The following is a 12,528-nucleotide window of genomic DNA, read 5'->3' as shown; positions in this document are numbered from 1 at the left end:
GTAGAGGGCCAGGGTACGGCGAAGCTGATGGCGCGTGAACGGCCACTGCTGCCCGACCGCGTACTTCGGCTCGTCTTCCCACGCGCGGTGCATGTCGACACGCTTCAGTTCAGCGATGTCCTCGACCGTGATTGTCGGGAAGACGCGCTCACGAAAGGCTTCGATATCGTTATGAACGGTACTCGCCGCCCGGTTTGCTACGTACCCCAAACGCAGCCCCATCCGGCAGAACAGCAGGTGCGAACCGTCCGTCGATTCGGCGTAGCCCTGCGCGCAGTGCGCACGGTGTGCCTCGCCCGACAGCCGTTGCGCGAGCCTGACGGCACGGGCAGCGAGCTGGCTGGTCACCCAGCATGCGCGCCTGGAACGACCGCCCGACAGCTTGGTCGTGATGCCCTCGATCGTGTAGTGCGTCACGCCATCCAGACGGGTCTCGCTCAGGCAGTTGTACGGCAGGTTCTCCGCTTCTGCCGCACGCATGCCGGTGAACGACAGGATGACAAGCTGGCATAGCCCGCCGATCGCCGCTACAAGAAACGACACAACGTAAGGGGAGTCCTTGCACCCGAAGTGCAAAGCAGTCCTCGCCAGTTCCACAGAGACGCCCGGCCTCTCTCCAGCGTACCTGCGTGCGAGGTAGTCCGACAGCATGTCAGCGACGCCCTCTGCGATGCTGAGGTCATGCTCACAGGCCGACAGGAAGTGCTGGTAGATCCGCGTCGGGATGACAGGGTGTTGTGAGTATCCAGCACGTTGCGCGAAGCGCTCGAGCAGAGGCTTGTGCAGTTGGCCCAGTGGTACGCGCAGCCCTGTGGTCCCGACGCCCAGACGGTGAAGCTTTACCAGAATCGAATGAAGGATCTGGGCCTTCGTCTCCATCCCGGTTTGCGCCGCATAGTCCAGAACAACAGCGACAGTGGACAGGCCCTCGTAGAGCGTAAGCTGACGTGCGGCGGCAAAGAACGCGAACGCCCTCAGGTGATTTGAACGAGCGTGTAGCGTACCGGACGCCGGGACCGTATCGGTAACTTCGTGCATCAGAAAGTACATCACCTGCTTCCACTGACGCGTAGTCGCCTCTGAAAGGGCGCGACTCGCGCCGTCAGGCAGGTGTCCCCTGAAATGGATGTGGGTGCGACGCAGTCCGATCGTATATGCCTGGATGTCCCAGGCGTCGTCACCAAACAGCGAAACCGCGTTTCCAGCCTTGTCGCGCGTGACGACCGTATCATCCTCGACCCGATACCAGTCGGGGCACTCAGCGATCGGTGAGATCAGCGTGTTGTTCATGCCACTCCCAATTCGTAAAGCTGGTCGAGCTTCGTCGACCAGAAAGCGTCCAGGTTCCCCTCAATATCAACGTCCTGCTCGATCTGATTGACCAGCGCGGCGTCGCGCTTACGCAGTTCATCCAGCAGGAAGTCAACGCGGCGCAGCACCGCGCCGAACGAGCTGTCGTACTGCTCGACCGATCCAGCACGCCCACTCACGAGCCTGATGCAGTGACGGCAGCCCAGCAGCTTGCGGATGTCGGTGGCGTCGGCGTGCACGCGGTACTGGTCGCAGAAGAGGCACCCTTCGGTCGAGCGGCAGTCAGGCTGCACGGTGACCGAGTCCGCGATCGGTGCAGGCTTGTGGAACCCGATGCAGATGCCCACCGCGCCCCTGATGCTGCCAGCTGGGTCGTCGCCGGGCTTCAGCACGGTCTTCTCGACCGAAGCGAGGAACGCGCCCATCTCAGCCTTGTGCGCGGCATCCGTACCGTTGGAGTACGAGCGCAGCGCCGTGACCAGCGAGTGCCCCATCAGCGTGGCTGCGACGACAGGGCCGTGGTTGCTCACCGCCCAATCCTGTTTCACCGCACGCCATTGACGTGCGCTAATGCGTGGCAGCACGATCCCGAACGTGTCGAGTCGACGGTAAAGCTGAACCAGAAACTGGGGTGAGAGACCCACTGGCTGTCGTCTCTGTGCAGAACACCCGACTACCATGAACAGTCCGTCGTAGTCTGCGTCCTGCACCAGATACTCGCGCAATGCCAGATACGCCTTGAGCTTCGGCATGAAGCCCAGCGAGACGGTGAACGTAACGTCCCTACCGCCTGCACGGTACTTGACCTCACGAAACTTCTGACGTGCAACCGACGCATCCTGCAGGCTCGCGGCAAACTCCGGGCTCCACCTCATGGCCAGCAGTTGTGCGGGGTTGACGCCCGTTTCGGCCAGAAACAGCGCGGCAAAGCAAAAGACCGCCATCGAAGCATGTGAGCGACGGATCGGTGACTGCGCGTCCTCGTTCGCCGCCGCAAAATGTTTAGCCGCACGCGTCGCGATGTCCCCCGAACGCTTAAAAGGGTTTTTAGCGCCAGCCTCCGCCATGCGCATCGTGAGTTCTTCCCGGGTGCGCGGCTCTCCCGTTTCCAGATTCCAGCCGGCCAGGCCGTGCGAGCCGTCGCCTTCGCGACGATGGTGTCTGTACGGAACAAGGCAAAGACTCTCACCTCGCGCGGTAGTCACGTGCACCGGGTACGGCTTGAAGTCGAGCACCAGCGTGCTGATGCCGCTGAAGAGCGCGTCAGCCCACGCGAGCAGGGCGGCTTGTGCCCCGGCGTCAGGCACAGCCGTCGGCACAGAAGCATCCAGTTGACGGCGTAGCACCTTCTCATCGGCGCAGAAGTCGTCGTTTCGAAATAACTCACGTAGCATCGACAACAGATAACGCTGATTGGTGCCGACGGAATTGCGCTTCAGGTTGCCCAGCGAGACCTGTTCGCGCTTCTCACGGAAGTAGCGATGAACGGCCTCCGCCGTAGCCTTCTCGTGACAAAGCGTCTGATGCAAGCCCTGCCTGTCGGCCCAGTTGACGAACTCAAGCACGACGCGCAAATACATGGAGATCGTCTCCGGGCGCCTCGTGCCAAGGGTCATACGCCCGGAAATCTGGGTCACCAGCAGGCGCACGACCCTGGCGCGTTCGCTGCTGAAGCTTGAGTGCTCGAAAGTGTGTCGCGTGCGCTGCGGACTTGACGTGTCACGCGTCAGATAGCAGATCTGACCGATATCGGAACGGCTGTTGGTGCCTTCCCACTTGAGCAGCGCGCGCTCGGGGTGCAGCAGTGTTGTGCCCTCCGCGAGCGGCATGTGCACTTCCTCGTACTGGCGACTCATGCTGCCACCGCCGTGTCGAGGGTGCGCGCAACCAGCGTCGACAGATGCGCGCCCCAGCCGTCCTGTACCGCGTCGAACAGCTTGCAATTCTCGCGGTAAGCGAGGTAGCGCTCGGTCGTAGACGGTTGTACGTGCCACATCAACTGCCGCAACTGATCGAGCGCCCGCGTGTACTTCGTCTCATTCGCTGTCATCGTGTCGACCATGTTCAGCCCGAAGGTGGCGCGCAGGTCGTGGAAGCTGAACTCGTACCTGGGGTTGCCAAGCTGCACGCGCATCACGGGCAACAGTTCGTCCCTGATGAACTGGCGCACGGCCTGCCCGGTCTTGACATGGCGGCGTACCTGCGGGCCAGCGCTGAGCGGGGCACGCGACGCGCGATCCTCGTAGAGTGGCGCACCGCGATGGCTCAAAAAGAGCGGCTGGTCGGGATGATCGCCGCCGTCTGCCAGCTGGCGACGCTTGCGAGCACGATCGCTGTGCACGTAGATGTACAGCCGCTCGTACAAACCGCGCGGCAAGTGCAACACGCCCTTGACTCCGCCCTTCGTGTCGATGCCCGTACCCGGCCCGCAGGCGAGACGGATGTCGTCGCCGTGATACCCGCCAGGCTTGCGCATCACGTGTTTCGCTCGCACGGTCAGTACCGTCTGGATACGAGCGCCTGTCAACAGCGCGAACAGATGAACGAGCGTCATCTCGGTGTTGCCGAGTGCGGCTAACGATTGGAGCAGCACCGACTGCTCGGAAGAGGACAGTGGGCGCAGGCGACCGCCGTCCTGAATGTGATCGTCCCACGGGTCTTCGGCGCGCCGACCACTGATCGACAGGTCGGTAGTCTTGACCTCGACCGCGCGGCTGAAGCCCTTCTGGTCCTTGAACTCGATGAAACGGCCAGATTCGACCCACGGCGCGTTTGCGGGCCTGAAGCCTGCTTCGGCCATGAGCCAGCGATAGAAACGCACCACGGCACCCATACGACGCCTGGCAACGCCCGGAGACAGTTCGCCTGCCTGCACAGCCAGCCTGATCGAGGCGCTGTAGCGGTAGGTGGGCCGTTGCCGTTTGTTCGCGGGGAACATCAGCCAGTCGACGTCCTCGTCATCGAGATAACGACGGAACGCCACCAGGTCGTCTGCGATGCTGGCGAACGTCAGCATGTTTGGCGACGACTTCGACTCCATCATATCAATGAGCCAGACGTTTGCCTCAGCCCACGGCGCGCCGTCAGCGAGCCGGACAACGGGAAAGAGAGGGAAAGTGCCTGCGATCCACTGCGGGCGGGCGTCGCGTCGCCTGCCGGTGTCAGGGTCTGCGAGTGGGACCGTGTGATAGATAGTGCCGCCCTCGGAGGCGGTGATGCTGACCGGCGTCGCACCGGGTGTGTCGCGGTCAACGACCTCGGTCAGCGGCAGTTGCCGGATGGTCGTTCGTCTTGCTGTCATCGTGCAGATCCTCTGCTGTGTTTGTGCGGGTGTCCGCTTTAACACAGCCTGCGAGTATCCGGAAATCGTTCTTCACTTGCGCATATCGAGTAGTCGTTCAGGTCGAAGCGCACGTAGGGCGTCTTGCCGACCTTGACCTCAAGCTGCTCCTCCACGGGATACGGGTTGTCCGGCAGCGCCAGCAGCAGTGGCTGCTCCTTCTCGAAGGCCTCACGTACCGTCATGGCGCGATCCTCAGGACATGGCCGGTCGGCCGCCTGGTTGCGGCACCAATGCTCGGCCTGTGCGTTTAGATCGTCCAGACCGGTGAAGGTACGCGCCGCGAAGAACGCGTCGCGTACGTGGCGAATGGCCCGCTCCACGCGACCTTTTTCATTACCGCGCGCCACCGCCACCGGGCGCGGCTCGAACCGGTAATGCGCGGCGAACGAGAGCAGCGTCGGGTGGAAGCGGATCGCATCGCCCTGACGTTCGAGCACCGCGCTCTTGAGATTATCGTAAAGAATGACCTTGCCTAAACCACCCCAGTGGGTGAAGGCCCCGACGTGGCCGCGCAGGAAGTTCTCCATCCGGGCGTCGAGACAGAAACGCAGATAGATGTCGCGCGAGTACGAGAGCACCATCACGAAGGCCATCAGCGGCCGGCGTGCCCGGCCAATCTCCATGTGGCCGAAGTGCGCCCAGTCGCATTGAATCTCCTCTCCCGGTAGCGTGCGCAGACGAAGGAATGCTTCGGCGATCGGGCGCGGGCGGTACTGCGCGATCAAATGCCGGAAGTGGTCCGGCGCACCCTTGTATCCACGCTCGCGAACCATCGAGTACAGGCGGCTGGCTCTGAGCGAAGGGAACTTCTCCAGCGTCTGCCGGATGAACGCCAGGTACGGCTCGATCATCGACGGGCGCGGCGGCGGTCCGTGCCGCGGTAGCCCAGCATGCGCAAGCACACGCTGCACCGTCTCGTGATGCACGTGCAACTGCTTTGCGATGGTGCCGCAGCGCCACTTCTCGACGTGGTAGTAGCGCAGGATCTGCGCCTCTAGTTCAGCTTTTATGGTCATCAGGGACTTCTCCGCGTTCGAAACGATAAGTACGACGCGGACCACGACGACGCAGATGGCCTGTGCGCACGAACGGTGGCAGCGGGCAGCCGCAGCAGTGACAGCACTGCGTTGCCGGCACCGCCGTCGCACGATCGCCTGCGTCAACTGCAACGGCGACGTCTGTCGGGTCCGGTCGCAGTACATCATTCGCAGGGGGAGTGGGTGAACCGTGATGCGTCACGATCTCTTGTTGAGCCCGGTGGCGTCGGGCTCGCGCAGCGTGGGCAAAGCGCCCGCGACGGCTACGCTGATAGCGCCGGCCGGCTTCGCGCACGTTGGCGCGGCGGGCCTCTGCGGCACAATCACGGCAATAGCGATTGCCGCGGTCACAGCGGCGGCAAATGAAGACCTGCGCCCGGCAACAGGCACACATGAACAGGCGGCCCGTGGGCTGCATCGACGCTCCTTGATGAACGCCGAAGGCCATCGACAGACCGCACCTGCCATGCAATACTTGGCGCGCACGTGCGCTCCGGACCCAATATCCGGAATCGGTGTCGGCGCGGTATCGGTTTGACTCGCGAGGTCTGTGTGGCCGATGCCGCGCCGGTTGTTTCCTCGGCGACCCCCCTTTTTATCACGCGCCAGACTGTCCACATGCGCCGCGACGCTGGGCGCGTCTCCAGTCGCCCTACGGGCTCCCTACGACGCGCCCAGCGTCAAAACCTTTTCCATCGTTACTTGGTATCGCAACGCCGCCGGCATCGGACGCCGCCAGATTTACGCGGATTTACACCACCATCGACACCGCTGGTGCGTATCGGGCTGGTGGTGGCGGACACCTTCACGATGGTGGGAAGCAAGCCGCGTCCGACCTACTACGTATCGCCCCTGCAGCGGCGGCTGATGCAGCTCGCAACGATAGAAGGGGCGCTGGGCGCTTAGGCTCATTCGTGATTGCCTGAAGCTCGGCAGTGAGGCGTTCCTCACGCTGCAGACGCAGACCGATGAGGCCCGCCCGACGATTTGACGCCGGACGCGTCGTGAGCGCCGAGGCCATTGCTTCCACCGTCTGGGTCGCCCGCCATGCGCTCACGCGCGCGATGCGCGACGCCGACCGGGATGATCTCGCCGACCATGTCGCCTTGGCCGTCGAAAGCCTCGACGTGGCTCGCGCTACTGCGGTGCGAGCCGCCGGCGTCGCCCGAGGCGTTCGACCATGCTGGACAGGTCGCGATCGCGCAGATCACGGCGCTGCAGTTTCATGCGCTGGACAGGGAGACCAGCGATGCGGTGCGGGACGTGCTGTGGATCCTGCAGCACGTCCATGCCGCCGGCGTGGCGCAGTAGGCGATACTGCGAAGCGCAGCAGGCGGGCGGTCCCGCGCGGCATAATGGCTCCTCATCGCGCCAGCGCACCGCACTCTGAGGAAGACACCGTGAGCATCGCCCAGTCCCACTACAACCTGCTGGTCAGCGCCCACGACGAGGCTTGGGAAGGCCTTTCGTGGAGCGTGGACAAGGACCGGCTCTTCGAATACACCAGCGACATCGTCCGCAATCGCTTCCTGCCGCTCAGCGATGACACGTTTCATGTCCTGCAGTCGCTGCCCACGGTCTTCGCATACGAGCGCATGTGCCGCAAGGCGGCACGCGTGGGTCGCATCACCGGGATCTCGCACCGTAACGATGGCTATGGCGTGGCCTTCGAGTTTGATCCGGACATCGCGCCCATCGCGCCCGAGCAGCTCGAAGCCCTGCAGCACCCGCTCGATATCGAACGCAGCTTCGAGCTGAACCGCACGCACTGGGCGGTCAAGAACGTCGCGCTGGCGAGCGTGCTCCAGCAAGCGGGATTGCTCTTGCCCTCGGCGACGCTCTTTGCACCCAAGGCACCGATCGTGTTTCTATCGTATTCCCACGACTCGGTCGCGCACAAGGCGTGGGTCGCCCAGCTCGGCATGGACTTGCGGGCCTACGGGATCGAGGTGTTGCTGGACCAGTGGGACACGCGGCCGGGGGATGATCTCGCGCTCTTCATGCGGCGCGGCGTCATGCAAAGCGATTACGTCGTGATGGTCTGCACCGAGCCCTATGTGAGCAAGATTCTCGGCAACATGGGCGGCGCAAGCTTCGAGCACATGCTGGTGATGGGGCAGCTCATGCAGGAATTGGGCACCAGCAAGTTCATTCCCATAATCCGCCAGACCGCCATGCCGCGCCAACTGATTCCGGCGTTGGCCACGCGCGCCTATGTCGACCTGTCCACCGATCTCCAGTACCGCGAACGCGTCGAGGAGCTGGCGCGCGGCATCCACAACCAGCGCCCGGCGCTGCCGCCGCTGGGCCGCCCGCCGGTGCCACCACCGCCTGTCCGGTAGGAGTACCCCCAAACCATAGGAAAAGCACATGACCTCACTGACGACCGCCGATGCTCTGCGACTCGCGATCAACGTGCTACGCGACGCAGCAGAGTCCCGCACCGTCGAGTGCCGAGCTGAACGAAGCGACTGCGGGGCTGCATGCCGATGCAGCCGATACGCTGGAAGCATCGCTTGTCGACCTGAAAGACCACGAATAGGAAAAGGCAGCGCTACCCGAGTCGTCGCGCACTATCCTTGGATAGGCGCTAAGCGTCGCTTCTCTACTTGCCAGCAGTCGGTACCTTGCGCGCTCGTGTACTGGTCCCTCCCGTCTTTTCGGCTTCCCCGCTCGGCTCGCCCAGGCCCTCGCCCCTCGCGTCATCCTGGACGCGCCGCTGCTTCAGCTCGGCCTGCGCAGCACTGGCCAAGCCCACCGATTCGACCAGGCGTTCGCGCGTGAGCTGATGTGCGGCGATCGCATCAGCGAGGTCCTTGCGGGTCTGCTGTTCTCGTTCTTCCGCACGTGCAAGGCGAGCTTCCGCTTGCTGCTGGGCGGCCTGTTCGCCGGCGCGCTGCGCTTCGGCAACGGCGGCCAACTTCTCTGCCTCAACTCTGGCTGCTCGGGCCTGCTCCAACTGCTCGCGTAGATCGGCAGCTTCACGCTCCAGGCGCGGCACCGCTTCCAACCGTAGCTCGGCTTGGGCGAGGATTCGCCGCACACTTGCCATCTCCTCACGGCCGCGCTCTGCTTCCTGCTGTAGGCGTGAGATTTCTTCCGCTTGCTCACTAGCCTTCCCGACCAAGGTGTCACGCTCAGAAGCCAACTGAGCTAGCTGCTCCTGCAGCTTCGTCAGCTCCGCCTCCATCGCCTCGCCGCGCGCCGCGTACTCTGCCAGATCCCTCTGCGCAGCGGCCAATTCGGCGTTGGCCTCGGCACTGGCTTCCTCTGCCACTTTGGAGAGCTCGGCGCCCAGCGCGGCCAACAGGCGAGGATTCGGCTCGGGCAGCGCGCGTGCGGCCGGCTTTTGCCGGCCCTGCCAGGCGGTCCAATGCCGATGAATGGCATTGGGGCTGCCGCCCCCCAGGCGTTCGCGGACCGCACGGAGGGTCGGCTTCTGTTGCTCGGCCACCAGTTCCTCTGCGGCCGCTTTGACTTCTTCGTAGCTGATGCCAGGACGCGCCATGAGACATGCTCTCCGTTCGATATGATATGAGTTAATAATATCATATCAAAATGATATGATATCAGCTGTGCGTGAGTGAGATAGCGGCGCAAATGCCCTATTCCAGCGCGTGACTGCCGGGTGGTCCACAGCCAACGCCAGAGATCGGCGGCTACCCCATCGCCCGTTGGAATCGCCCGGGCGCGACCGCGCCGGGTCGCTTGATCTTCACCCAGTCGGGCGAGCGAACGCCGACTTGGTATGTACTGTCTGCGCGCTTCCCAACAATCCCTTTGAGACTGAGTGCAAAGGCTTGCTCGAAAAGCCAATGGCCGTCGAGCTCCTTCCGAGGCGGCCCGGGTGACGGCGGACAGGATGAGCACTCCCACTACGGCGCCCCTCGCCCTGGGCGGAGGAGCAACTACTTTCTGCTGGTGCACGTACGAAGCATCGTGGTATCAAGTCGACTAGCCGGGGCAGAGCCGTCTGGCGACCATACCAACTCGAACGCAAGGGATTCGTGAACACCGCTTCGACGAACCGCCCGCCGATCTGGCAACTCATCCGCGACACGATCGCCCCGCTCGGGCGCGAGGTGACGTACGCCGAGGTCAAGCAACTCCTGTGGGTCCAGTACCCGGACCTCAAATCCGAGACCATCAACTGCCAGCTCATCATTTGCTCGGTGAATGCGCCCTCCCGAGTGCACTACCCGGAGAACAAGAAGCCGCGCCTGGCCAACGGCCAATACGACTTCCTTTACAACATCGGGCGCGGCAAGGTCGTGTGGTACAACCCGGCGAAGCACGGAGCGTGGGAAATCGCCAAAGCGGCCGACGGTGCGCTCAGCGTGCACCGCTGCGACGACACGCTGGACAGCATTGCTGACGAGGAGCCGGAGGCCATGGACGCTGGTCCGGACCCCTACGGATCCGGCCTGTTCGCGATGGAAGCGCATCTGCGCGACTACCTGGCGAAGAATCCGCCGACCCTGCCGGGGCAGGCCGCTCCGCTTCGCCTGTTCGTGGACGACGAGGGCCGCGACGGCGTGGAGTACCAGACCGCGCTTGGCCCGTTGGACCTGCTGTTCGTCGACTCCGCGGGCGACCTTGTGGTGTTCGAGCTGAAACTCGACGGTGGGCCGGACAAGGCGCTGGGGCAGATCCTTCGCTACATGGGCTGGGTCGAGAAACACCGCGCCCAGGGAAAGAAGGTGTGGGGCGTGATTGTCGCCTCGTCGATTTCCGAAAAGCTGCTGTACGCGGCGACGCAGGTGTCGCACGTCCGGTTGCTGGAATATCAGCTCGCCGTGTCGCTGCACCCGGTCGCGTTGCAACTCCAGTCCGCATGATCGGGCGGCCCGCATGACCCTGAACTATCTGCTTTCGTACCTCTCCCTCGTCGACCTGAGCGATGCCCAAGTGTCGCGCTTGTCCCTGCTCGCGACCATCGTCGCCGCCGTCATCACGGCGATCATCGCCGTGCTCGCGCTGGCTCGCCCGCTGCTCTACCAGAAGAGCGCGGCCCTGCTCGAGCACGCCAAACTGTCGCTGGAACGGGCCTACGCCGCGTTGACGGTGGACGGCACCCAGCTTCGGCCCGTGCCGGCCGACCGCCTGAACTGGCTGACCGCGGCCCGCCACATCGAAACGTACAAGGCCCTCAAACGTCGGATCCGCGCCGGCGTGCATCGCGTCATTGCGGACGACCACGAGGAGCACTGGCGACACCAGTTCTACCTCGCGCTCAATATGCACAACGTCCACGACGCAGGCTACTATCGTGAGGTCCAGGCACCGCGGGAGCAGCGTCGAAGCGGGCTTTCCCCCGAGTCTGTGCTCATTGTTTATGGGTTCGCCAGTTGGCCCGAGGGGCGCCCCGATCCGACCGAGGAGGCCGACCTGGCCGAGATCTTCCGTACCACCGACCCTCGGCCGGGCAACATTGGCTTGACCACGTTCCTCAACGACTTCCCCCAGTTCCGCGACGTGCCGAGGCACCGCCCCGCACCGTCCACGCGCTGGTCCCGTCTGCGGGAACGAATTCGCCGCTGGAGGCGCCTGTGACAACGGTGGATACGCACCGCTGGGCGCACGGCTATCAGGATGTGCTCACGTTCAAGCACGGGATGCAGGTTCGTGCGTTCCTGCGCGACGTCGTGGAGCCGTCRCTCGCCGCGCTCGACACGGACATCGCAGCGTGGGCGGCCAGCAACGAAGGCGGCGCCCCGTTCGCCCACGCGGACGCGCAGGCCCTCCTGCAATCGACGGTCGAAGCGTTCTGTCTGGCCATCCAGTCGTTGTGGGAGCGCCAACTCCRCAGCTATTTGCGGGGCTGCGTTACATTCCCACCAGGCGATCTAGTTCTTCTCAACAGGATCGCCAAGGACGCATGGCCGCAGGTGCAGCGGCATTTCGAAAGCTTGCGGGGCATCCCCATGACCGCCTTCGACAGCTTTGCTGTCCTTGACCTGCTGCAGCTCATCGGTAACGCGTGCCGGCACGGCGACGGGCCGTCGTCGAAGACGCTCTTCCGGGAGCATCCCCTTCCCAATCCCGGGCCAAACCTTGCCGGCGGATCCGCCGCCACCCTCGTTCAGCAGCGTGGCCATCCCGCGCGAGTTGCTTCACCGCTTTGCGGACGCTGTGGCCTGGTTTTGGGAGGACATTGAGGTTATCTACTTGAACAGCATCCAGCCGACGAACGACGGCGTGCAACTGCGCCTGGCGGAGTTGTGTCGGGCGCGCGCGGCGCGGTCGCTCGACACCACCCCCGCTATGTCATTACGGAAAACGCGCGTGGTATGTCCGCGATGATGCTCTTACCTAGGGAGAAGGGTTGGCAATGAAGGAAGATATTCTTGAGCAGATGGTGGACGAGTACCTGCAGCACAAGGGCTATTTCACGCGGCATAACCTCAAGTTCCGCCCTGACAAGGGCCATGGCGACTACAAGTCAAGCGACGACTCAGTACACAGCGATATAGATGTGATTGGGATCCATCCGCTGAAAGACGGCCCAGACAAGGTGTGGGTGGTCAGTTGCAAAAGTTGGCAGGGCGGGTTTCGTCCAGAATGGTGGTGCGAAGCGATCAAACAGAACAAGAAGGTCTCGGGACGTGAAGCCTGGAGAGGCTTTCGAGAGCTTGTGAAACCGAAATGGGCGGAAGCCTTTAGAGCTGAAGTGCTTGCCGTGACCGGTGCAACGGCTTTCACCTATGTCACTGCCGTAACGCGACTGCATGGAGATCGAAGCAGCTGGGAATTGAATGCGACATTCCTTGAGAACCTCGCTGGAAATCCGATCCAGATCCTCACGTTCACGGAGATGCTGAAGGACTTGTATAGAAC

Annotated in this window: 12 protein-coding genes; 7 read left to right on the top strand and 5 right to left on the bottom strand. The window is 63.4% G+C overall.

From position 1 onward, the window contains the following. The 4 genes from AC1DN0_RS38020 to istA all read right to left on the bottom strand — a co-directional run. Positions 1-1,290: integrase (locus AC1DN0_RS38020; RefSeq protein ID WP_477146476.1), on the bottom strand; the 1,290-nt coding region annotated here is incomplete at its 3' end. Continuing rightward, complete coding sequence (locus AC1DN0_RS38015; protein ID WP_267600168.1) at positions 1,287-3,167, bottom strand: integrase; 1,881 nt, start codon at positions 3,165-3,167, stop codon at positions 1,287-1,289. The genes AC1DN0_RS38015 and AC1DN0_RS38020, both read right to left, overlap by 4 nt. Next, positions 3,164-4,612: a site-specific integrase gene (locus tag AC1DN0_RS38010; RefSeq protein ID WP_477146475.1), complete on the bottom strand. Its 1,449-nt coding sequence runs from the start codon at positions 4,610-4,612 to the stop codon at positions 3,164-3,166. Before AC1DN0_RS38010 ends, AC1DN0_RS38015 begins: the two co-directional genes overlap by 4 nt. Positions 4,613-4,650: 38 nt before the next feature. Further along, the gene (gene istA, locus AC1DN0_RS38005; RefSeq protein ID WP_477146474.1) at positions 4,651-5,670 is read right to left on the bottom strand and encodes an IS21 family transposase; all 1,020 of its coding nucleotides are present in this window, start codon (positions 5,668-5,670) and stop codon (positions 4,651-4,653) included. A 795-nt stretch (positions 5,671-6,465) separates the two neighbouring features. On the opposite strand from istA, the gene AC1DN0_RS38000 reads away from it, so the two are divergent. The 3 genes from AC1DN0_RS38000 to AC1DN0_RS37990 all read left to right on the top strand — a co-directional run bounded on the left by AC1DN0_RS38000 (position 6,466) and on the right by AC1DN0_RS37990 (position 8,033). Next, positions 6,466-6,597, top strand: a complete 132-nt coding sequence (locus tag AC1DN0_RS38000) for a hypothetical protein (protein WP_477143332.1) — start codon at positions 6,466-6,468, stop codon at positions 6,595-6,597. 177 nt (positions 6,598-6,774) lie between these two features. After that, entirely contained in the window at positions 6,775-7,002 is a 228-nt protein-coding gene (locus tag AC1DN0_RS37995) for a hypothetical protein (protein WP_477103812.1), read from the top strand. Positions 7,003-7,091: 89 nt separating this feature from the next. Continuing rightward, positions 7,092-8,033, top strand: coding sequence for a toll/interleukin-1 receptor domain-containing protein (locus AC1DN0_RS37990; RefSeq protein ID WP_477103811.1), 942 nt, complete (start codon positions 7,092-7,094; stop codon positions 8,031-8,033). A 263-nt stretch (positions 8,034-8,296) separates the two neighbouring features. Here AC1DN0_RS37990 and AC1DN0_RS37985 read toward each other — a convergent pair whose 3' ends face one another. After that, on the bottom strand, positions 8,297-9,199 hold the full coding sequence (locus AC1DN0_RS37985) for a DNA-binding protein (protein WP_477103810.1): 903 nt from the start codon (positions 9,197-9,199) through the stop codon (positions 8,297-8,299). A gap of 499 nt (positions 9,200-9,698) precedes the next feature. Between AC1DN0_RS37985 and AC1DN0_RS37980 the strand changes: the two genes are divergently transcribed. The 4 genes from AC1DN0_RS37980 to AC1DN0_RS37965 all read left to right on the top strand — a co-directional run. After that, positions 9,699-10,529, top strand: coding sequence for an endonuclease NucS domain-containing protein (locus tag AC1DN0_RS37980; RefSeq protein WP_477103809.1), 831 nt, complete (start codon positions 9,699-9,701; stop codon positions 10,527-10,529). Between the two features lie 13 nt (positions 10,530-10,542). After that, a complete protein-coding gene (locus tag AC1DN0_RS37975) occupies positions 10,543-11,244 on the top strand; it encodes a hypothetical protein (RefSeq protein ID WP_477103808.1) in 702 nt (233 codons plus the stop codon). Then, positions 11,241-11,849, top strand: a complete 609-nt coding sequence (locus AC1DN0_RS37970) for a hypothetical protein (RefSeq protein WP_477146473.1) — start codon at positions 11,241-11,243, stop codon at positions 11,847-11,849. Before AC1DN0_RS37975 ends, AC1DN0_RS37970 begins: the two co-directional genes overlap by 4 nt. A 173-nt stretch (positions 11,850-12,022) precedes the next feature. Beyond that, the coding region (locus tag AC1DN0_RS37965) for a nuclease-related domain-containing protein (RefSeq protein WP_477146472.1) at positions 12,023-12,528 on the top strand (506 nt) is incomplete at its 3' end.

Source organism: Cupriavidus sp. 05N39 (assembly GCF_056397325.1).
This window is presented reverse-complemented; position numbering and strand designations above follow the sequence as displayed.